This window comes from Haloarchaeobius ordinarius (genome assembly GCF_051801355.1).
In the GTDB taxonomy this organism is placed as follows: Archaea; Halobacteriota; Halobacteria; order Halobacteriales; family Natrialbaceae; genus Haloarchaeobius.
On record NZ_CP196560.1, the window covers coordinates 1,953,746 to 1,972,298 of the forward strand.

Sequence of the window (18,553 nt, forward strand, 5' to 3'; positions counted from 1 at the left end):
AAAGAGTTTTGTTGCGGAGCGAAGAAGACGGGATTATGACCGACTACACCGTCGAATTCGTCGGGACGGGCGAGACCATCACCGTCTCCGACACGCAGACTATCCTGCGGCGATGCATCGAGGAGGGTATCGCCCAGGAGTACTCCTGCCGGGTCGGGATGTGCCTGGCATGCTCGGCCGAAATCGTCGAAGGCGAGGTCACCCAGCCGGCCGCACACGGCCTCACCGACGAGGAGCGCGAGAACTACGCGCTGACGTGTATGGCACGCCCCACCTCGGACCTGAAACTCGACCGCGGCAAGTACCCGCCGAGTATCGAGGACGACGTGCAGGCGATGTCGGAGACGGCGGTGGCGGACGACTGAGCACTGGACTGCTGACTACGCTTCTTCCTCGGCTTCGAGACTCGCCGGTCTGTGTGCCGTGAACCACTCCGCCGCGAAGTCGACCAGTTCGCGCTGGTCGAGCAGTCGGCTCGCTGCTTCACCGACCTGGCCGATACTCACCGCGTCGGGGCGGGTCTCCTCGAACGCCTCCCCGACCGCCGGGAAGTCGCTCGTGTCGAGGTCGATGTCGGTGAACTCCAGCCAGACGCGTTCGCCGTCCTGGACGACGGGTGCGCCGTCGGGTTCCCGTTCGTCGGGGTTGTCGTCCCGGTACTCTGCGAGGTGGAGCGACGTGTTCGTGCCGTGGTCCGTGCCGAGCATGAGGACGGACGCGTCGCGCTCGTAGAGTCGTGCGAGGGGCGACTGCTCGCCGAGTGGGTCGTCGTAGCTGTGGTCGGCCGTGATGGCCTCGGCCTCGGCTCCCCACGCGGCGAAGGAGACGATGGGGTGGCGGCTGCGGACCACACCGGGGTACGACCGGAAGGTGTCCGGGACGGCACCGAGCCGGCGGCAGGGCGTGACTTCCGGGCGGTACGCCGGCATCGTGTCGCGTATCTCCTGTTCCCACTCGTCGGGGACCGGCGGATGCTGCCAGGAGCCGGGGTCGGAGTAGTCGCCGGTGTGGGTGGGCATCACGAGCGTTCCGTCACTCGTGAGGACGCGCTGGATGGCATCGACGACCGCGACGGGGCCGCCACAGACCCAGCCGAGTGCGGAGAGCGAGGAGTGGACGATGACCGTGTCGCCGGCCGCGAGGCCGAGGTCGCGCAGGTCGGTCGCGATTCGGTCGACCGTGATGGGTTCGTCGCTTCGGTCTTCTGGGAGGGTATCTGTCATCGGTTGTGTACGTGCTTCAGTGGGTGACTAATGAGTCTTCTGTGCCGTCTCACACCGCGAGACGCGGCGTACCACCCTGTCGAATCGTGTGCGGTCCCGACGTCGTGGTCGTCTCACCGCGTCGCCGCGCAGTTGTTCGGCCCGAGTTCTATCTCGAACGCCTCGTCCTCGTTCAGGTCCTCGCGACCGAGGTTCGTCTCGATGATGCGCTCGTAGTTGTTCGGACGCGGTGGCATATCGGCCAGGACGTACTCGACGAACTCGTCCTCGCGGAGGGCCAGCGCGTCGAGGCGGTCTTCGAGTACGCCGACCGTGGCCGTGTACGTCCCATCGGTTGCCCGTTCTGCGGACTCGCTGTAGTGGGCCGGCGCGATTCGGACGCTGTCGGGATAGGTCAGGACCTTCTCGTGGAGCGAGTGGAACAGTTCGCGGGCCGCCTCGGGCGCACCCTCGTCACCGGCTTCGAGGTCCGGCCGTGCGACGCTCTCGAGGAACAGGCCGTCACCGGTGAACAGCACGCCACCGTACTCGATGGCGGTCATCTCGCTGGTGTGGCCGGGCGTCGCGACGGCCTTGAGTCGCCCGTTGCCGAGGTCGAGCGTCTCCTCGTCGGCGAGGGGGCGCGCGTCGAACGCCAGGCCGCGTTCTCTCGCCAGTTCGGGCAGGACCGGTTCGGCGTCGCTCGCCTCGGCCACCGCCCGGACCCCGGAGACGTGGTCGGCGTGAACGTGCGTGTCGATGGCGTACTTCAGGTCCGCGCCGTGGTCGTTGGCGTCCGCGACGTACCGGTCCGCGAACGCCCGGAGCGGGTCGATGACCGCCGCTTCGTCGCCAGAGACGACGAGGTAACTCAGACAGCCACTGGACGGCCGGTCGTACTGGACGACCGTCCCCGACACGTCGTCGAGTTCACGAGCGACGAGCAACTTGGCCCAGGCGTCCATTCCGCCCGCGAGGTTCCGCGCGTCGACACCGGCTTCGGTGAGTAGACCTGCCGCGTGTGCGCTGGCCTCGCCCTCCCCACAGACCACGACGATTGGCTCGGGGAGGCCCTCGACGAGGTCCGTCGCCGTGCCGGTGACCTCTGCCTGGATGAACTTCACGTGTGGGACCTGTTCCGCGGTGACGGACGGACCGTCGATGTGCCAGGCCTCGAACTCGTCCCGGTTTCGCACGTCGAGGAGCGAGAACGACTCCCCGGCCGTCACCATGTCGTGGAGGGCGGCCGGCGAGACGGACGGGACCGACTCGTCGGATTCGGAGTGGACGCTCATGCACGAAGGTACGAGCGTTTCGCTCTTAAACATCGACATCGAGCGCACCGCGCGACACGCCAAGGTTGAAGCCGCCAGCCGTCGACTTTCCGACATGGACGTAACCGCCTTCCGCGAGGCCGTCGAATCGTCGAAACAGACCGAACTCGACCGCCTCGGGTCGAACAAACTCCTCATCGCGCTCACCGACGCACGTCTGGAGGAGGAGACCATCCTCCGGGCCGCCGCCTTCTCCGAGTATCTGGCCCGCGAGACGTTCCAGACGTGGGCGGAGACCGAAGACCACGAGGCCGCCCGCGAGACGTTCGAAGAGGTGGCCGCCCAGGAGGACGAACACTACGAGCGCGTCGTCGAACGTCTCGGGGGGCTCGCCGAACCCGACAGCGTCGGGCCGATGCACAGCTACCTCCGCCAGCGCGAGGACACCGTCGAGCGCGCTGCTGCGGGACTCGTCGGCCGCGGGCTGGTCAGCCTGAAGACCCACATGCAGATCATCGGCTTCTACATCAACGAGCAGGACGAGGCCGGCGCGAACCTGTTCCGTGACCTCCGGCGTGAGACCGAGGATTCGTTGCAGGCCGGACTCGACTTGCTGGACGCCTGTTGCGAGGACGAGGCGGACTGGGAACGCGCCCAGACGGTCGCGGAGTACGTCGTCCAGGTCGCCTACGACGATTATGCTGACTCACTGTCGGAACTGGGCGTGGACCCGAAGCCGATCTGTTGAGCGACCCGGCCGGGGTCCGGAACCGTGACTGGCTCCCCTGTCGATGCAGGAGACAGCCCGGGACTACTGGGGAAGCGTGTCGAACTCGGTGTGTTGCCAGCAGTGGGGCCGATACGACGGAACCGTTCGATTGCATGGCGTCCCATCTGCACAACGAGCCCCACATCTCGCGGCACGGGACGCGCCCTGGTCGTGAGACGACATGTGTCGGTACGTGAGTCTCCCTGACAGTGAAAGTACGAGCAAAGTAATTAGCCATGGAGTGACGCCTCCCCGACGTTCGGGTCGACGAGAGAACGGCGGTCGTCGAGCGGTCGTGCGCGTGGTCAGGTCGACCGGCCACGCCGTAACGCTGCCAGCGCCAGCCCCTCGGGGTACACCGACACGGGGCCGGTCCCCGCGATGCGTGAGAGGATGCCGCCCCGGGCCTCGCGGTCGAATCCGCCGACGCTCACGTCGCCGACTCGGACGTCCAGCGCGACGCCCGAGGCCGCGAGCGAGTCGAGCAGGCGGCGAACCGGCCACTGACCGGCGGCCTGCCGGAGCTGTCGGATGGCCCGCAGGCTCGGTGCCTGGACGACGACCGTGTTCCCGTATCCGGTGACGAGTACGTCACTGTCGCCGAGGCGTAATCGAAGGTCGGCGTCGACGCGCAGGGGCGTCCTGACCGGTGACTGCACGTCCGTCACTGCTTCGACGTCGCTCACTGCTCCATCGTGGTGATGGTGAGCTTTCCGTCGAGGTGCCACTCCGCGTGTTTCGCACCCTCGCCGGCCTTGCTCGGGACCTGGACGGTCATGTCCTCGAACTCGTAGACGATAGCCGCGCCGCGGCCGGTGAGGCGGTCGTACAGGCCGATGGCGAGTTCGGGCCATGTGGTCGTCTCGTCTATCTCCTGTTTCGTGGGCTTTTGCTGTGCTTCGGCCATGCCCCCTCTAGGCGACCGAAGAACATAGATGCGCGTGTCGACAGTTCGTATCGAATCACTGGGTAGAAAAGGCAGACGTGGGCGCGACTCGACTTCCGCTCAGTCGTTTCGAGCGAACGTCAGGTAGCCGGTGTGGCCGACGCCGCGGGTGCTCGGTCGCGAGCCGCGGTCGTCGAAGTCCATCTTGCGCTGGATGGTCTCGTAGGTCGTCACCCCAGACAGGCCGACCGCACGGGCGGCCTCGACGGCCTCGCGGGTCTGCTCGACGAACGGGGAGTACACCGAGACGAACCCGCCCCGAACGAGCAGGTCGGGGACGTGGGCCACAACCTCGGCGGCGTCGATGGTGTCGAGGGTCACCACGTCGAACTCGCCGAGGTCGTCGAGGAACTCGGTCACGTCGCCGGTCCGGACGTCGACCCGGTCGTCGACCCCTGCGAGGCGCATGTTCTCGCGGGCCACGTCGGCGAACTCGGCCTTCTGCTCGAACGTCGTCACTTCCGCGCCAGCGCGGGCCATGTAGGCCGACAGGACGCCGGTGCCGGTTCCCGCGTCGAGCACGCGGTCGCCGCCGGCGACGCCCGTCTCACCCACGATGATGCCGATGTCTCGGGGCATCATCGGCGCGCCGGTTCGCTCGAAGTGATGGAACAGGTCCGGCCCCCGGAGCGGCCGGACGTGGAACACCTCGCCGAGATGGGTCTCCAGGACGTCGCCCGGTTCGACGTCCTCGGGGACCTGCAGGACGCCGAGGTCGGTCTGGAGTTCGTCGCCCGGCGGGACGAGGTACTCGCGGTCGTCGTGGACGAGCAGGACGCTCACTCTAGCTGGCTGACGGCAGCCGCGAGGTCACCGTCGTTGTCTTCGAGGGCCTTGCGGGCGTCCTCCTCGCTGGCACCCGTGCGGGTGACCACGAGTTCGACGTCGGCGTCAGGAATCGCCGACCCGGCGTCGGCAGCGTCGTCGTCGTCGGCCGACTCGACGGCCCCGGCCGCGCCGCGTTCGCGCTCTTCGGGGGTGCCGACGACCTGATAGGTCTCCTGGCCGCGAGCGTCCATCTTGGTGACCTGGGCGTCCTCGAAGACGAGGTCGAACTCCTCGGTCCGGATGATTACCTCTTCGGCGTCGACCTCCTCGACGTCGATGCCCATCTGCTTCATCATCTGCTTCATCTTGCGCGGGTTCATCCCGCCACCTCCTCCAAACATACCCGGAGCGTCGGGGTGTACCGGCAAAAGGATGACGAACTTCGAGATGGTGGTGCCGCCCCGGTGGGTTACGACCCGGGTACCGGGATGGTCCACGGAGTGGTTCATCCCGTTCGAGCACGTACGTGAGGTATGGACGTGGTCATCGGAGCCGGCCCACTCGGACAGGCCGTCGTGCGTCAGCTCACGGCGCAGGGACGGCTCGTCAGGGTGGTGAACAGCACTGGGGAGGGGGAGACACCGGAGGCGGTCACTGTCGCGGCGGCGGCGCTCTGCGACATCGACGAGATGACACGCGTCCTCGCGGACGCCGACACGGTCTACTTCTGTACGGACCCGAACAGCTGTCGCAGCGCGCGAGACCTCATGCACGTCGCCAGTAGCGTCATCGAGGGGGCGGCGGCCGCGGGAGCCACCGTCGCGTACTGTGATACGTTCGCAGCGTACGGCCCGACGGACGAACCCTACCGCGAGGACATGCAACCGACGGCGTCGGGGCGCTGGGGGCGGGCACATGCCGACGCGAGCGAAACCCTGCTCGCCGCCCACGCGGCTGGCCGAATCCAGGCGGTCGTCCTCCGGGCGAGCGACCTCTACGGGCCGGGCGTTCGTGACTCGCCGTACGGGCAGGGGATATTCGGCCGACTGCTCGACGGGAAGGCGGCGCTGGTCCTCGGCGACCCGGACGCGACGCACGCGGTGACCTACGTCGACGATGCGGCGCGGGCCCTCGTCACGCTCGCCCAGCAGCCAGCCGCGTACGGACAGGTGTGGCACGCGCCGACGCCGACCGCCGTGACGCCGCGGGAGTTCGTCGAACTGGTGGCCGGCGTCGCTGCCGTTCAGCCCACCCTGCGACGGGTTCCCGGCTGGTTCACGTTCCTTGCGACGCCGTTCTCGAAGCGGTACCGGCGGCTCAGAGAGCTGTGGTACAGCTACGACGGACCGCACCTCGTCGACGACAGGAAGTACGTCACGACGTTCGGTGACGTGGCGACACCGCTAGAAGACGGTATCGAACGGACGGTCGAGTGGTACCGGGACGGCGGTCGTCCGGCCGTCATCCAGCCGCCCCCAGCCGCAGAATAGTGGGGCGGTCGCGGTCGACCTACTCGGCCTCGCCCGCGCCGTCGCGGACGCTGACGGCCATCCCGGAGTCGAAGTCCAGCATCGCGTCGGCGGCGAGTTCGGCCCGGCCGACCCCGAGCAGGTGTCCCTCGTAGTGGACGACGAGGACCTCGTCGCCGGGCCGGATGTCCGGGTCGGCGTCCTGGACGAACTTCGCGAACACGTTCTTGCCGTCACGGACGAAGGGCTCGCTGTCGTCGCCGACGACGACCCGGCCGGTCGGCGCGTCGAGCGTCTCGTGGAGCCGGCGCCCACCCTCGATACCGAGTGTGAAGCGGCCGTCGGTCCCGTGGCTGACCAGTCGGCCCGCGTCGGCCAGTATCTGCTCTGGACGGCCAGAGGACGTTCGTTTCACCGTGAGGTCCGCCGTCGGGGGGAACAGCGCCGTGCCCGCGCCGCTGCCGAACTGGTAGTCGGCCAGCGTCCGCAGGTCGGGGGCGTCTTCGAAGGCGTCAGGTTCGGTCATGGGACCGGATTCGGGACTGGTTCGTGAAAGCGTGTCGGAGCGGCCCCGGAACGAACACGATTTTGCATGTGTCTCGGTACCACCCACCTTGGTATTCGGTACCATTAATCTCACATGGTTCTCTGGCGAAAGTTATATTCTACTCGGGGGCGAGATTACTGACACGATGAACTCCACAAAAATACTCCTCGGCGCGGTCCTGCTGTTCGTCAGCTCCGCACTGCTGCTCTACCTCGGGACACCCGGTGCGAACATCCCGATAGTCGCAGGCGGCGCGGCGTCGCTCGCGATGGCGGCCGGTGCGCTGCTGGTCGGCACGTCGGAAGGCGGCCGTCCGGTCTAAGCCGGAATCTTTCTCTCGTTTATCCACGACCCCTGAGCGACCGCTGTGCCGGTGGTCGGGTCGGTGAGACGCGAGTCGTCTCGACTACAGCAAGAAGGTGTCCGGTCGCTCGGAGAGGTCGATGAACGCGTCCGACGCCTCGACGAGTTCGTCCGCCGTGGACGACTGAAAACCCATCACCTCGACGCGAACGCCCTCGTGACGGAGGTGCGAGCAGAGTCGCGCGAAGTCGCCGTCGCCGGAACAGAGGATGATGGTGTCGTTGTGGCTCGCCAGTGTCACCGCGTCGAGCGCCATCCCGAGGTCCCAGTCGGCCTTCTTCGAGCCGTCGGCGAACGTCTTGATGTCCTTTATCTTCGGCTCGAAGCCGATGTCCGCCAGCGCCTCGAAGAAACTCTCCTCGTCGGGCGAATCGGCGCGGATGACGTACGCGATGGCGCGGGTCAGGGTCCGGTCCTGCACGCCCTTCTCCAGTAACGAGGAGTAATCGATGTTGCGGGTGTAGATGCTCTGGGCCGTGTGATAGAGGTTCTGCGCGTCGACGAGCATGGCGACACGCTGGCCCGGATGTATCTCGGTCATACTGGACACGTGCAGGCCGCGGGGTGAAAGCCCTTTATGCCCACAGGCGTTCGCGTCGTCAGTTCCGGAGGCGTTCGATACGCTTTTCGACCGGCGGGTGGGTCGCAAAGAGGGTCCGCAAGAGACCCTTCTGGCCGTCGAAGATGCAGAGGGCGGCCGTGCTGTCCCCGATGCGGCTCTCGTCGACGCGCTCGTTGGCTCCCTGTATCTTCTCCAGGGCGCGAGCGAGCGGTTCGCCGCTGCCGATGTGTTCTCGTGCGTCCGCGTCCGCGACGTACTCCCGGTACCGGGAGATGGCGAGTACGAACACCATCACGAGCATCTGGGTGAGGATGCCGGCGATCCACCCGAGGATGAAGTCGGCGAAGTCGTTGTCGCCCGCGAGGATGATTCCCCACTGGACCGCGATGCCGACCAGTGCCGCGATGGACTGCCCGAGCACCATCGTCACCACGTCGCGGTTGCGGATGTGCGCGAGTTCGTGCGCGATGACACCTTCCAGCTCGTCACGGGAGAGTATCTGCATGAGTTCGACGCTCACGACGACGACGCCGGCACCGCGCCGGCCGGTCGCGAACGCGTTCGGCACGCCCATCTGGGCGTACTTGAGTTTCGGCTTGTCGATACCCATGTCGTCCGAGAGTCGCTCGACCATGCGGTGAATCTCGGCGTACTCCTGCTCTGGCATGTCCTCGGCGCCGACGCTCCGCAGCGCCGCCCACTTGCCGAACTTGTACTGGAAGCCGACGAAGAGGAGGGTCCCGACCGCTACGAGGGGCCAGACAGCCGTTCCGAACATCGCCAGGGCGACCCCGGCGATGGCCGCGTAGAACGCGAACAGGACCGTCCCGACGAACAGCATTCTGAGCTTGAGACCTGTGTGTCGCATGGGCGGGGGTTGCGGGCCGTTCTTTATAAAGTACCGCCCTCACTGCCCTCCCGGGCATGTGTTTGACACCCATGGCACAACAGGGCCATTGCGGACACATCTGCGAGCGGCACAAACGTTATTGTATGGAAGCCCCGTGTATCCAGTGATGACTGCTGCCACTCCAGTCAGGGCACGACGACCCGTGATGAGTGGCACATTCCGTTTTACATTTGGGAAAAAATTCGCGCAGTAAGTGCTCGAAGCGGGCGTGGCGACCCCGTTCCGGGTGCGTTCGGCTGACCTGAACTGCGCGACAGACGACTTCCCACGATACACACCACACACCACATGACAGGCATCGAATTCAGCGGCGTCTATCCCGCCATCACCACACCGTTCGACGAGGACGGCAGCATCGACTTCGCGACCCTCCGAGAGAACGTCAGCCGGCTCGAAACCGCCGGCGTCGACGGCATCGTGCCCGTCGGCTCCACCGGCGAATCGGCCACGCTCAGCCACGACGAACACGTCGAGGTCGTCGAGGCCGTCGCCGACGAAGCCGAGGAGATTCCGGTCATCGCGGGGTCCGGGTCGAACAACACCGCCGAGGCCCTGTCGCTTTCCCAGCGCTCGGTCGAGGCCGGTGCGGACGCCCTGTTGCTCATCTCGCCGTACTACAACAAGCCCGAACAGCGCGGGTTCGTCGAGCACTACCAGACCATCGCCGACGAGGTGGACGCGCCGCAAATCGTCTACAACGTCCCGTCACGGACCGGCCAGAACATCGAGCCCGACACCGCAGCCGAGCTGGCGAGTCACGAGAACATCGCGGGCTTCAAGGCCGCCTCGGGCGACCTCGGCCAGATAACCGAGATCGTCGAGCGCACCCGTGACGAGGACTTCGCGGTCCTCTCGGGCGACGACGCGCTCACGCTCCCGATGATTTCGGTGGGCGCGACCGGCACCATCTCGGTGTCCGCGAACGTCGAACCCGAGCGCACCTGCGCGATGGTCGGGGCGGCGCTCGCCGGCGACTACGAGCGTGCACAGGCGCTCCACCACGAACTCGGGCCGCTGTTCCGGGCGCTGTTCTGGGAGACCAACCCGATTCCGGTGAAGGAAGCGATGCGCATCCGGGGCTACAGCGAGGCCCACATGCGTCTCCCCCTCACGCGGCTCTCCGAGGAGTACGTCGAGCCACTCACCGAGATTCTCGACGACCTCGAATCGGACATGGTCCACGAAGAACCACCAGTGGGGGTCGGCAACTGATGGTACGGCTCGGTGTCACCGGTGCGACCGGCGCGATGGGCCAGGAGGTCCTGTCGGCCGTCGCGGGGCGAACCGAGTTCGCCACCGTCGTCGGCTTCACCGCCTCCGGCGTGGACGACACGGTCGCGGGCGTCGAGGTCGTCTCCGACGACGACTTCGAAGCCGTCCTCGCGGACCGTGAAATCGACGTGGTCGTGGACTTCACCGTCCCCGACGCGACCGTCGACTACGCCGCGGCCTGTGCCGACTCGGGCACCGCACTGGTCACCGGGACGACCGGCCTCTCGACCGAACAGGAGGCAGCACTCGACGACGCGAGCGAGGCGGTCCCGGTCCTGCACGCCGCGAACTTCTCGAAGGGCATCGCCGTACTCCGGAGCCTCGTCCGTGAGGCCGCGGGAGCCCTCGACGACTACGACATCGAACTCGTCGAGGCGCACCACAACCGGAAGCGCGACGCCCCATCGGGGACCGCGAACACGCTGCTGGACGACGTCGAGTCCGTCCGCGGCGAGGAAGACCGCGTCCACGGCCGCGAGGGAGAGGCCCCGCGGACCGAGGGCGAAGTCGGCGTCCACGCCCTGCGAGCCGGGAACGTCACCGGCCTGCACGAGGTGTGGCTCGCTGGCGGCCACGAGGAACTGCGACTCAGTCACCGCGCCGAGTCCCGCGGCGTCTTCGCCGAGGGGGCACTCGACGCGGCCCAGTGGCTGGCCGGCCGCGACGCCGGCCGGTACGATTTCTCCGACGTTCTGGAGGGAGACGACGAATGAGCCTGCAATCCGACATCGACGACCTGTGGCAGCGCTATCAGACAGACGACCTCGACGCCGACGACTCCGGGGCCCACGAGGTACTGCACGAACTGCTCGCCGCGCTCGAAGCCGGCGAGGTCCGTGCGGCAGAGAAGCGCAACGGTGAGTGGGAGGCCAACGCGTGGGTGAAGCAGGGTGTCCTGCTCAACTTCGCGCTCCACGACATCCAGCAGTACGACCACGGCGGCGTCGTCTACAACGACGTCCTGCCCCTGCAGGACACCTCGGACCTCGGCGAGCGCGGGAGCCGCAACACGCCCGACGGGACCGTGGTCCGCGCCGGGGCCCACATCGGCTCGGACTGCATCATGATGAGCCCGAGTTTCGTCAACATCGGGGCCTACGTCGGCGACGGGACGCTGGTCGACTCGTGTGACACGGTCGGCTCCTGTGCCCAGATCGGCGAGGGCGTCAAGCTCGGCGCGAACACGCTCATCGGCGGCGTCCTCGAACCGGTCGAGGGCGCGCCCGTCGTGGTCGAGGACGGCGTCTCGCTCGGCGCGGGCTGCCGGGTGACCTCGGGCTTCGTCGTCGGCGAGGACTCGGTCGTGGGCGAGAACACGCTTCTCACGCCGCGCATCCCCGTCTACGACCTCGTCGACGAGGAAGTGTACTACGGCGAACTGCCGCCGGAGCGCCGGGCGTTCCAGCGCTTCGTCGAGTCCTCGCTGGGCGACCACGACCTCATCCCGGGTGGTGCCTACAAGCCCGCGGTCGTGGCGACCGGCCTCGAGGCCGAGACGCTCGAAGCGACTCAGCGCGAGGAGGTGCTGCGCGAATGAGCGGCGAGGTCGCGCGGGCCGACGACGTGGCGGCCCCCGACGGCGGTGCCAGCATCCGCAGACTGGCCGACTGGGACGCCGCCAGCCTGCGCGACTTCGCCGCGGAGTACGGCAGCCCGCTGTACGTGCTGGACCTCGACCGGGTGCGCGAGAACTACCGCCGGCTCGACGCGGCGTTCCCCCAATCCGACGTGTTCTACGCCGCCAAGGCGAACACGCTCGGCCGGTGTCTCGCGACCCTCCACGACGAGGGTGCGGGCATCGAGTGCGCCAGCGCCGGGGAGGTCGCCCGGGCGCTCGACGCGGGCGTCCCGGGTGACCGCGTCCAGTACACCGCGGTCAACCCGCCCGCCGAGGACCTGATGACGGTCGTGGGGCTCTGGCAGGATTACCCCGACCTGACGGTCACGGTGGGCGCGGCCGACACCCTCGACCGGCTCGAGTTGCGAGGGTACGACGGCCGACTCTGCCTGCGGGTGAACCCGGGCGTCGGCGCGGGCCACCACGAGAAGGTCCAGACCGGCGCGGACGCCAAGTTCGGCGTCCCCTACGAGGAAGCGAGCGACCTGCTCGCCGAGGCCGCCGACCGCGGCTTCGACGTGGTCGGCATCCACGCCCACGCGGGCTCGGGCATCTCCGGCGAGGAGGACCTCGCGAGTCACCGGGAACTCGTCGCCAGAATGGGCGACCTCGCGCGTGACGCGCCGGTCGACCTGGAGTTCGTGGACGTGGGCGGCGGCTTCGGCGTTCCGTACCACGAGGACGAAGACCCTCTCGACCTCGACGCGGTGGCCGAGGCCACCCGCGAGGCACTGGGCGAGGTCGACGCGACGCTCCAGGTCGAACCGGGGCGGTATCTCGTCGCCGACGCGGGCGTGCTCCTCACCACGGTCAACACGGTCAAGGAGACGCCCGACACCACCGTGGTCGGCCTCGACGCCGGGATGACGACGCTACTTCGCCCGGCGATGTACGACGCCTACCACGCCATGCGGAACCTGAACGCGGAAGACCGCGATGGAGACCTCGTCGACCAGACGGTCGTCGGCCCCATCTGCGAGAGTTCCGACGCGTTCTGTCAGAACCGACCGCTCCCCGAACCGGAGCGAGACGACATCGTCGCCATCGGCAACGCCGGCGCGTACGGCTACGAGATGGCGAGCCACTACAACTCCCGGCCGCGGCCAGCCACCATCACGATCGCGGACGGGTCGGCGTCGCTCGCGCGGCGTCGCGAAACTATCGCGGACATCACGCGACAGGAGGTATCAGAATGAGCATCTCACAACGAACCGTAACGTATCGAAAGTACAACGGCACCGGAAACGACTTCATCGTGGTCGACGCGGACGAGTACGTCCCCGACCGCTTCGCGTTCGCGACGCGTAACTGCGACCGACAGGACGGCGTCGCAGGGAGCGACGATTCCAGCGTCCAGCGCAGCGACGTCGGCACGACGGGTGCCGACGGCGTCCTCTTCTTACACCTCGAAGACAAGTACCGGCCACCACGCGTCGTCATGACGCTCGTCCAGCCCGACGGCTCCACGGCGGAGATGTGCGGGAACGGCGCGCGCGTCGCCGCGGAGTGGGCCATGGAGCAGACCGGTGCCCTCGAGGTCATGATCGACACCCAGGCAGGGACTCGTCACGCCCGGCAGGTCGGCGACGAGATCGCCATCGAGATGGGTGAACCGTCGTTCCGGCCCGCGGTCGTCCCGCTGGCGCAGGACGAACCGCTCGTCGAGGAGCAACTCGCCGGCTACGAGGTCACGGGCATCAACACTGGCGTCCCCCACGCGGTCATCTTCGTGGACGACGTGGACGCCATCGACCTCGACGCCGACGCGCCGAAAATCCGCCACCACGACGTGTTCCCGGAGGGCGCGAACGTCACGTTCGCCTCCGAGCGAGCCGACGGCGGCTACGACCAGCGCACCTTCGAGCGCGGCGTCGAGGGCGAGACGCTCTCCTGTGGCACGGGTGCGGTCGCCATCGCGGCCGTCGCGAAGCACCTCGACAGGAACGACGCCGAGGAACTCGTCGTGTCGCCCCCGGGCGGTGACCTCACTGTCGAGGTGCCCGACGACGGGCCGGCGGTCCTTCGCGGCCCCGTCGTCCACGAGTTCGACGGCGAAGCGTCCATCACGCCGCCCTCTGCCGACTGATGGGGGAGGCGTTCGACCCCGTCGCGTTCCTCGACGAGGCCGTGCCAATCCAGTCTCACGAGGACGTGTCCGAGATGCGCACGTTCCTCGTGGACACACTGGCCGACCACGGCGTCGAGGCACACGTCGACGACGCGGGCAACACGATTGCGACACGGGGGAGTGGGGACCCACACGTCGTCCTGAACACACACATCGACACGGTCCCGCCGCACGTCCCCTACGAGCGGGACGACGAGGCGGGCGTCATCCGCGGCCGTGGCTCCTGTGACGCGAAGGGGCCGCTCGCCGCGTTGCTGGCTGGATTTCTCGCGGCCGACGTCGATTCCGAGGGCGACGGCCCTGGTCGGGGCCGGGTCACCCTCGCCATCTCGCCCGACGAGGAGACGCTCTCGACGGGCGCGGCCGCGATGAAGTTCGACGACCCGGACTGCTTCATCGTCGGCGAACCGACCGACCTCGACGTCTGTACCGCCGCGAAAGGGCGGTTCCAGGGAACCATCACGCTCACCGGCGAGAACGCGCACGCCGCGGAGCCGGAATCCGGTATCAACGCCATCAGCGCGGTCCGGGCGGTTATCGACGCCATCGCGACGTTCGACGACCGGCCGGACGCGCCGCCGGTCCACCCGCAACTCGGCGGGGCGACACTCACCCCGACGATGGTCGACGGTGGCACCGCGACGAACCAGGTCCCGGCCGAGACCAGCATCGTCGTGGACCGCCGGAGCGTCCCGCCGGAGACCGCGGACGGGTTCCACGCCGCGTTGCTGGAGCACCTGCGCGAGTACGTCCCGCCCGAGGTCGGCGTCGAGTTCGCGCTCACAGAACGAGATACACCCTTCCTCGAAGCGTGGGACACCGACGAAGAGAGTGCAGTAGTGCAGGCGCTGACCGCCGCGGCCGACGCCGAGACGCGGCACTTCACCGCCGCGACCGAGGCGTCCTACTTCGCCAGGCTGGCCCCGACCGTGGTGTTCGGGCCCGGCGTGCTCGCGGACGAGGGCGGTGCCGTCGCGCACTCGCCCCAGGAGTACGTCCGAATCGCGGAGGTCGAGCAGGCGGCCGAGGCGGTGACCGAGGCCATCGCGACCCTCCTGTCCTGACCTGCAGAACTGTCCTGTCCCTCTCAGCGACGCTCGGTTCGACGAGCCAGGAGCGCCGCGGCCGCTGTGGCCCCGAGGACGCCGGCCGGGAGGCCGAAGCCGGGAATCGGTCCATCGTCGGAGACGGTTCCCACCGTCGCGGTGGCCCTGGTGGTCGTGCCCGGCTGGGTGGTTGTGCCCGGTTGAGTGGTCGTGCCCGGCTGGGTGGTCGCGGACCCGTTCGATTCGTTCATCATCTCGGCCAGTCGGTCGGACGAGAATCTGTGGGATATCTTTGACGAAGTGTGTTAACGGTTGGTGAGGGTGCAATCGACGTTTCAGCCGGGGTTCGATATCCCTCGCGGGTCGGGCCTGTGTGCCTCCTATCGCGCTACCGACACTCACTCTCGCAACTGTCTGGCCACGGGCACGAGTAGACACAGGAGTCCTGCCACGGCCGAGGCAGCCGCACCCATCCCGAACGTCGTCCCGAAGTCGACGTACACGCGGCGGCGGAAGACGTGCCAGGTGTTGGCCTCGGCGTCGTAGACGGCCAGCCTCCCGCGACCAGGCCCCGGTGCGGCTTCGGGACTCTGGTAGACGATTCGGTCACCGGCGATAGCGCGGTCGATGGCCGTGCGGTCGGCGGCGGTGAGGTCGGTCCGGTCGATGCTCCAGCGGGCGTCGGGGGCCTCGGTCGGGCCGTCGTACACCAGCGCGACCCGGATGGCACCGATGGTCAGAACGGCCGCGAGGGTCAGTAAGACGACACCGAGGAAGAACAGGGCGAAGCGCCGGCTGGACGTACTCGCGAGTCCGCGCCGGGGACGGCTCGCCGCGGCCGGGCCTGGGTACACGGGTACTGTAGGGTCTCGACGGCTATCCGGTTCCCGCCTCGACGGTGCCGAGGAAGGTGTCGACTGCCTCGGCTTCGGCCGTCTCGGTGTCGTCGTAGAACTCGGCGTAGCCACAGCAGGTACAGGTGACGACACGGAACTGCCTGGTCTGGATGTCGAACAACCGCGCGAAGCCGGAGCCGGTGGTCGAGACGAGGTCAGTCCTGACCTCGCATCCGCCGCACTTCGGACACCCACCGTCGTCCCTCGGGTCGTCAGTCTCTACGTCTTGCTGGTGGCTGTCGCGGTGATGGTGGGTGGAGGGGGAGGAACCGTCGCGGGGTCGGGACATGACAGCGAATTCATCTGTCACCGGTAAGTGCTTGTTGGTCTATAGGTACTGGAGACGAAGGATTTGCGCTGAGAGGGCCGAAAATCCCCTCGAGACGGCTCAAAAATAGAAAAACGATACATTCATGAGTTCATTCATCGTATCGGTGAGTGATGAGCGCGATAACGGTGTCCGGCCTGACCAAGGACTACGGCGAGGTACTCGCCAACGACGACGTCTCGTTCTCCGTCGCGGAGGGCGAGGTGTTCGGGTACCTCGGGCCCAACGGGGCTGGAAAGACGACGACGATTCGAACCCTGATGGGATTCATCGAACCGACCGCGGGCACGGCGAGCCTGCTCGGGCACGACATCCGGGACGAAGCGGCCCTCATCGAGGCGAAGAAGCGAATCGGCTACCTGCCGGCCAACCCCGGGTTCGACGAGAGCGCGACCGGGCGGGAGATACTCGACCTTCACGCTTCCATCAAGGGCGACAGCCGCCGGGACGAGCTGTTGCAGATATTCGACCCGCCCCTCGACCGCACGGTCCGGGAGTACTCGACCGGGAACAAGCAGAAACTCGGGCTCGTGCAGGCGTTCATGCACGACCCGGACCTCGTCATCATGGACGAGCCGACCTCGGGGCTGGACCCGCTGATGCAACAGCGGTTCAACGAGTTCATCCGACAGGAGAAAGAGACGGGGACGACCGTCTTCCTCTCGTCACACGTCCTCAGCGAGGTCCGTCGGGTGTGCGACCGCGTCGGCATCATCCGCGAGGGAGAGATAGTCACCGTCGAGACTGTCTCGGACCTGCTCGACCGTAGCGGGAAGTTCGTGCGCCTCCGCGTCGCCAGTGACCTCCAGACCGCCGACGTGACCCTCGACGGTGTCCACGACCTGTCGGTCCGTGCCGTCGACGGTGTCTTCGCAGAGGCCCCGATGGCGAACGGCGGGAGCGTCCCCGAGACGGCCTCGGAACTCACGTTCACGTACACCGGTGACCTCAACTCGCTGGTCGACTTCGTCGGGGGGTACGACGTGCTCGAACTCGACGTCGAGGAGGCACCGCTCGAACAGGTGTTCATGCGGTTCTACGGCGACGACACGGAGGTGGTGGCCTGATGCTCGAGTTCGCTCGCTACCACGGCAAGCGTCGGGTGAAGGGAGCGACCGTCATGACGGTCGGCCTCGCCCTGCTGACCGGCCTGTACATCTACATGTTCCCGACAATCACGTCGACGGTCGACCTCGACGAGTACATGGAGGCGTGGCCGCCGGCGCTCCGGGAGGCGTTCGGTGCCGAATCGCTCGGCACCATCGAGGGCTTCCTCGCCGCCGAACTGTACGCCTTCGGCTGGGTCATCCTGCTCGGGCTGTACGTGGCGTACGCCGCGGCCTCGCTCGTGGCGGACGAGGTCGAACACGGCCGCATGGACATGACGCTCTCGCTCCCGGTCTCGCGGTCGCGGGTCCTGCTGGAGAAGTTCGCGTCGATGCTCGTTCCGATGGCCGTCATCAACGTCACCATGCCGGTCATCGTCTACGTGGGTGTCCTCGCTATCGGTGAGTCCATCTCGGCGGCCGACCTCGTGATGGTCCACCTGCTGTCGCTCCCGTACCTGCTCGCGTCGGCGGCTATCGGACTGGTCGCCTCGGTCGTCTTCGACCGGGCCAGCATCGCCCAGCGGGCCGCCATGGGCGTCGTGTTCGGGCTGTTCCTCGTGAACTCCGTGACGGCCGGGACCGACTTCTCGTGGCTCGGGGTGATCTCACCGGCGCACTACTACGACCCGACCGAGATACTCGTCCACGGCGACTGGAACCTCGGCGGTGGGGCCATCTTGCTCGCCGTCTCCGCGGTGCTGGTGCTGGCGAGCCGCGAGTACTTCCGGCGCAAAGACCTCGCATGAGCGGCGGATTCAGCGAGGCCGAGCGCGAGCGCATCCGCGAGCGACTGGTCGACGAGGGCCGCGAACTGTTCAGCCGCTACGGGCTGAAGAAGACCACCATCGCAGACCTCACCGAGCCGGTCGGCATCGCCACCAGCACGTTCTACCAGTTCTTCGAGTCGAAGGAGGACCTGTACGTCGAGATTCTGGAGCGCGAGGGTGAGGAGATGCTCCCCCGCCTGCTCGCGCCATTCGAGGAGCACGACGACCCCGAGGCGGCTATCGTCGGCTTTCTATCCCGGCTGATGGATGAGATAGAGTCGAACCCGCTGATTCGGCGGCTGCTGGTCGAGCCACAGGAGATGCAGCTGCTCAGAGACTACCACACCGAGGAGGAACTGCGCGAGGGCCGCGAACAGTCGCTCGCGTACTTCTTGCCCTACGTCGAGGCGTGGTACGAGGCCGGTGCCGTCCGCGGCCCGGACCCGATGGTGGTCGCCAGCGCCATCCGGTCGGTGTCCTTCCTCACCCTGCACCAGAACGACATCGGGGAGGACCTCTACCCGGAGACGCGCGACCTCGTGATTCGGGCGGTTGCGAAGGGGCTGACGGAGTGACTCC

25 protein-coding genes are annotated in these 18,553 nt (G+C 67.5%); 13 read left to right on the plus strand and 12 right to left on the minus strand.

Translation table 11 applies throughout. The annotated features are described in order from the left end of the window. Window positions 1–35: 35 nt before the first annotated feature. A complete protein-coding gene (locus tag ACSC1R_RS10170) occupies window positions 36–365 on the plus strand; it encodes a 2Fe-2S iron-sulfur cluster-binding protein (protein ID WP_439025632.1) in 330 nt (109 codons plus the stop codon). Between the two features lie 15 nt (window positions 366–380). Here ACSC1R_RS10170 and ACSC1R_RS10175 read toward each other — a convergent pair whose 3' ends face one another. After that, complete coding sequence (locus tag ACSC1R_RS10175; protein ID WP_439025633.1) at window positions 381–1,223, minus strand: aminoglycoside N(3)-acetyltransferase; 843 nt, start codon at window positions 1,221–1,223, stop codon at window positions 381–383. A 113-nt stretch (window positions 1,224–1,336) separates the two neighbouring features. Further along, window positions 1,337–2,497 (minus strand): MBL fold metallo-hydrolase, encoded by a 1,161-nt coding sequence (locus ACSC1R_RS10180; RefSeq protein WP_439025634.1) that lies wholly within the window; start codon window positions 2,495–2,497, stop codon window positions 1,337–1,339. 94 nt (window positions 2,498–2,591) lie between these two features. On the opposite strand from ACSC1R_RS10180, the gene ACSC1R_RS10185 reads away from it, so the two are divergent. Next, complete coding sequence (locus ACSC1R_RS10185; RefSeq protein ID WP_439025635.1) at window positions 2,592–3,224, plus strand: rubrerythrin family protein; 633 nt, start codon at window positions 2,592–2,594, stop codon at window positions 3,222–3,224. A 326-nt stretch (window positions 3,225–3,550) separates the two neighbouring features. On the opposite strand, the gene ACSC1R_RS10190 is transcribed toward ACSC1R_RS10185, so the two are convergent. From ACSC1R_RS10190 to ACSC1R_RS10205, 4 genes are all read right to left on the minus strand, one after another. Then, on the minus strand, window positions 3,551–3,931 hold the full coding sequence (locus ACSC1R_RS10190; RefSeq protein WP_439025636.1) for a hypothetical protein: 381 nt from the start codon (window positions 3,929–3,931) through the stop codon (window positions 3,551–3,553). Then, window positions 3,928–4,152, minus strand: coding sequence for a hypothetical protein (locus ACSC1R_RS10195; protein WP_439025637.1), 225 nt, complete (start codon window positions 4,150–4,152; stop codon window positions 3,928–3,930). The genes ACSC1R_RS10190 and ACSC1R_RS10195 overlap by 4 nt, the downstream gene beginning before the upstream one ends. A 99-nt stretch (window positions 4,153–4,251) precedes the next feature. After that, the gene (locus ACSC1R_RS10200; protein WP_439025638.1) at window positions 4,252–4,974 is read right to left on the minus strand and encodes a methyltransferase domain-containing protein; all 723 of its coding nucleotides are present in this window, start codon (window positions 4,972–4,974) and stop codon (window positions 4,252–4,254) included. After that, window positions 4,971–5,360: a nascent polypeptide-associated complex protein gene (locus tag ACSC1R_RS10205; RefSeq protein WP_439025639.1), complete on the minus strand. Its 390-nt coding sequence runs from the start codon at window positions 5,358–5,360 to the stop codon at window positions 4,971–4,973. Before ACSC1R_RS10205 ends, ACSC1R_RS10200 begins: the two co-directional genes overlap by 4 nt. Before the next feature lie 132 nt (window positions 5,361–5,492). Between ACSC1R_RS10205 and ACSC1R_RS10210 the strand changes: the two genes are divergently transcribed. After that, the gene (locus ACSC1R_RS10210; RefSeq protein ID WP_439025640.1) at window positions 5,493–6,449 is read left to right on the plus strand and encodes an NAD-dependent epimerase/dehydratase family protein; all 957 of its coding nucleotides are present in this window, start codon (window positions 5,493–5,495) and stop codon (window positions 6,447–6,449) included. A gap of 19 nt (window positions 6,450–6,468) precedes the next feature. On the opposite strand, the gene ACSC1R_RS10215 is transcribed toward ACSC1R_RS10210, so the two are convergent. After that, entirely contained in the window at window positions 6,469–6,954 is a 486-nt protein-coding gene (locus ACSC1R_RS10215; protein ID WP_439025641.1) for a PUA domain-containing protein, read from the minus strand. Window positions 6,955–7,120: 166 nt separating this feature from the next. Between ACSC1R_RS10215 and ACSC1R_RS10220 the strand changes: the two genes are divergently transcribed. Then, window positions 7,121–7,297, plus strand: coding sequence for a hypothetical protein (locus ACSC1R_RS10220; protein ID WP_439025642.1), 177 nt, complete (start codon window positions 7,121–7,123; stop codon window positions 7,295–7,297). Window positions 7,298–7,381: 84 nt separating this feature from the next. On the opposite strand, the gene ACSC1R_RS10225 is transcribed toward ACSC1R_RS10220, so the two are convergent. Together ACSC1R_RS10225 and ACSC1R_RS10230 are read right to left on the minus strand one after the other, a co-directional pair. After that, the gene (locus ACSC1R_RS10225; RefSeq protein WP_439025643.1) at window positions 7,382–7,879 is read right to left on the minus strand and encodes a LabA-like NYN domain-containing protein; all 498 of its coding nucleotides are present in this window, start codon (window positions 7,877–7,879) and stop codon (window positions 7,382–7,384) included. Between the two features lie 58 nt (window positions 7,880–7,937). Next, entirely contained in the window at window positions 7,938–8,768 is an 831-nt protein-coding gene (locus ACSC1R_RS10230) for a M48 family metallopeptidase (RefSeq protein WP_439025644.1), read from the minus strand. A 330-nt stretch (window positions 8,769–9,098) separates the two neighbouring features. Between ACSC1R_RS10230 and dapA the strand changes: the two genes are divergently transcribed. From dapA to ACSC1R_RS10260, 6 genes are read left to right on the plus strand one after another with little or no spacing between them, the layout of a single operon-like run. Next, window positions 9,099–10,022 carry a 4-hydroxy-tetrahydrodipicolinate synthase gene (gene dapA, locus ACSC1R_RS10235; RefSeq protein ID WP_439025645.1) on the plus strand — a complete coding sequence of 308 codons (924 nt, stop codon included), beginning with the start codon at window positions 9,099–9,101 and terminating at the stop codon, window positions 10,020–10,022. Next, window positions 10,019–10,795, plus strand: a complete 777-nt coding sequence (dapB, locus tag ACSC1R_RS10240; protein ID WP_439028706.1) for a 4-hydroxy-tetrahydrodipicolinate reductase — start codon at window positions 10,019–10,021, stop codon at window positions 10,793–10,795. The genes dapA and dapB overlap by 4 nt, the downstream gene beginning before the upstream one ends. Then, window positions 10,792–11,619, plus strand: a complete 828-nt coding sequence (locus ACSC1R_RS10245; RefSeq protein ID WP_439025646.1) for a 2,3,4,5-tetrahydropyridine-2,6-dicarboxylate N-succinyltransferase — start codon at window positions 10,792–10,794, stop codon at window positions 11,617–11,619. Before dapB ends, ACSC1R_RS10245 begins: the two co-directional genes overlap by 4 nt. Further along, window positions 11,616–12,896: a diaminopimelate decarboxylase gene (gene lysA, locus ACSC1R_RS10250; protein ID WP_439025647.1), complete on the plus strand. Its 1,281-nt coding sequence runs from the start codon at window positions 11,616–11,618 to the stop codon at window positions 12,894–12,896. The genes ACSC1R_RS10245 and lysA overlap by 4 nt, the downstream gene beginning before the upstream one ends. Continuing rightward, on the plus strand, window positions 12,893–13,786 hold the full coding sequence (gene dapF, locus ACSC1R_RS10255) for a diaminopimelate epimerase (protein WP_439025648.1): 894 nt from the start codon (window positions 12,893–12,895) through the stop codon (window positions 13,784–13,786). The genes lysA and dapF overlap by 4 nt, the downstream gene beginning before the upstream one ends. Beyond that, window positions 13,786–14,892: a M20 family metallopeptidase gene (locus ACSC1R_RS10260; protein ID WP_439025649.1), complete on the plus strand. Its 1,107-nt coding sequence runs from the start codon at window positions 13,786–13,788 to the stop codon at window positions 14,890–14,892. Before dapF ends, ACSC1R_RS10260 begins: the two co-directional genes overlap by 1 nt. A 23-nt stretch (window positions 14,893–14,915) precedes the next feature. On the opposite strand, the gene ACSC1R_RS10265 is transcribed toward ACSC1R_RS10260, so the two are convergent. The 3 genes from ACSC1R_RS10265 to ACSC1R_RS10275 all read right to left on the minus strand — a co-directional run bounded on the left by ACSC1R_RS10265 (window position 14,916) and on the right by ACSC1R_RS10275 (window position 16,059). Continuing rightward, on the minus strand, window positions 14,916–15,128 hold the full coding sequence (locus ACSC1R_RS10265) for a hypothetical protein (protein WP_439025650.1): 213 nt from the start codon (window positions 15,126–15,128) through the stop codon (window positions 14,916–14,918). 144 nt (window positions 15,129–15,272) lie between these two features. Further along, window positions 15,273–15,728 (minus strand): hypothetical protein, encoded by a 456-nt coding sequence (locus tag ACSC1R_RS10270; protein WP_439025651.1) that lies wholly within the window; start codon window positions 15,726–15,728, stop codon window positions 15,273–15,275. Between the two features lie 22 nt (window positions 15,729–15,750). Continuing rightward, entirely contained in the window at window positions 15,751–16,059 is a 309-nt protein-coding gene (locus ACSC1R_RS10275) for a zinc ribbon domain-containing protein (RefSeq protein WP_439025652.1), read from the minus strand. Window positions 16,060–16,211: 152 nt separating this feature from the next. Between ACSC1R_RS10275 and ACSC1R_RS10280 the strand changes: the two genes are divergently transcribed. The 3 genes from ACSC1R_RS10280 to ACSC1R_RS10290 are packed head-to-tail and all read left to right on the plus strand — an operon-like array spanning window position 16,212 to window position 18,549. Then, window positions 16,212–17,165: an ABC transporter ATP-binding protein gene (locus ACSC1R_RS10280; protein WP_439025653.1), complete on the plus strand. Its 954-nt coding sequence runs from the start codon at window positions 16,212–16,214 to the stop codon at window positions 17,163–17,165. Next, on the plus strand, window positions 17,165–17,953 hold the full coding sequence (locus ACSC1R_RS10285; RefSeq protein WP_439025654.1) for an ABC transporter permease subunit: 789 nt from the start codon (window positions 17,165–17,167) through the stop codon (window positions 17,951–17,953). Before ACSC1R_RS10280 ends, ACSC1R_RS10285 begins: the two co-directional genes overlap by 1 nt. Beyond that, window positions 17,950–18,549 (plus strand): TetR/AcrR family transcriptional regulator, encoded by a 600-nt coding sequence (locus ACSC1R_RS10290; RefSeq protein WP_439025655.1) that lies wholly within the window; start codon window positions 17,950–17,952, stop codon window positions 18,547–18,549. Before ACSC1R_RS10285 ends, ACSC1R_RS10290 begins: the two co-directional genes overlap by 4 nt. The last annotated feature ends 4 nt before the right edge of the window (window positions 18,550–18,553 follow it).

Coding starts and splice junctions, on each gene's coding strand:
- ACSC1R_RS10230 (WP_439025644.1), bottom strand. CDS start 8,768: ATGCGACACACAGGTCTCAAGCTCAGAATGCTGTTCGTCGGGACGGTC.
- ACSC1R_RS10175 (WP_439025633.1), bottom strand. CDS start 1,223: ATGACAGATACCCTCCCAGAAGACCGAAGCGACGAACCCATCACGGTC.
- ACSC1R_RS10215 (WP_439025641.1), bottom strand. CDS start 6,954: ATGACCGAACCTGACGCCTTCGAAGACGCCCCCGACCTGCGGACGCTG.
- ACSC1R_RS10170 (WP_439025632.1), top strand. CDS start 36: ATGACCGACTACACCGTCGAATTCGTCGGGACGGGCGAGACCATCACC.
- dapF (WP_439025648.1), top strand. CDS start 12,893: ATGAGCATCTCACAACGAACCGTAACGTATCGAAAGTACAACGGCACC.
- dapA (WP_439025645.1), top strand. CDS start 9,099: ATGACAGGCATCGAATTCAGCGGCGTCTATCCCGCCATCACCACACCG.
- ACSC1R_RS10225 (WP_439025643.1), bottom strand. CDS start 7,879: ATGACCGAGATACATCCGGGCCAGCGTGTCGCCATGCTCGTCGACGCG.
- ACSC1R_RS10265 (WP_439025650.1), bottom strand. CDS start 15,128: ATGATGAACGAATCGAACGGGTCCGCGACCACCCAGCCGGGCACGACC.
- ACSC1R_RS10290 (WP_439025655.1), top strand. CDS start 17,950: ATGAGCGGCGGATTCAGCGAGGCCGAGCGCGAGCGCATCCGCGAGCGA.
- ACSC1R_RS10260 (WP_439025649.1), top strand. CDS start 13,786: ATGGGGGAGGCGTTCGACCCCGTCGCGTTCCTCGACGAGGCCGTGCCA.
- ACSC1R_RS10245 (WP_439025646.1), top strand. CDS start 10,792: ATGAGCCTGCAATCCGACATCGACGACCTGTGGCAGCGCTATCAGACA.
- ACSC1R_RS10285 (WP_439025654.1), top strand. CDS start 17,165: ATGCTCGAGTTCGCTCGCTACCACGGCAAGCGTCGGGTGAAGGGAGCG.
- ACSC1R_RS10210 (WP_439025640.1), top strand. CDS start 5,493: ATGGACGTGGTCATCGGAGCCGGCCCACTCGGACAGGCCGTCGTGCGT.
- ACSC1R_RS10185 (WP_439025635.1), top strand. CDS start 2,592: ATGGACGTAACCGCCTTCCGCGAGGCCGTCGAATCGTCGAAACAGACC.
- ACSC1R_RS10220 (WP_439025642.1), top strand. CDS start 7,121: ATGAACTCCACAAAAATACTCCTCGGCGCGGTCCTGCTGTTCGTCAGC.
- ACSC1R_RS10205 (WP_439025639.1), bottom strand. CDS start 5,360: ATGTTTGGAGGAGGTGGCGGGATGAACCCGCGCAAGATGAAGCAGATG.
- ACSC1R_RS10195 (WP_439025637.1), bottom strand. CDS start 4,152: ATGGCCGAAGCACAGCAAAAGCCCACGAAACAGGAGATAGACGAGACG.
- ACSC1R_RS10275 (WP_439025652.1), bottom strand. CDS start 16,059: ATGTCCCGACCCCGCGACGGTTCCTCCCCCTCCACCCACCATCACCGC.
- lysA (WP_439025647.1), top strand. CDS start 11,616: ATGAGCGGCGAGGTCGCGCGGGCCGACGACGTGGCGGCCCCCGACGGC.
- ACSC1R_RS10180 (WP_439025634.1), bottom strand. CDS start 2,497: ATGAGCGTCCACTCCGAATCCGACGAGTCGGTCCCGTCCGTCTCGCCG.
- ACSC1R_RS10280 (WP_439025653.1), top strand. CDS start 16,212: ATGAGCGCGATAACGGTGTCCGGCCTGACCAAGGACTACGGCGAGGTA.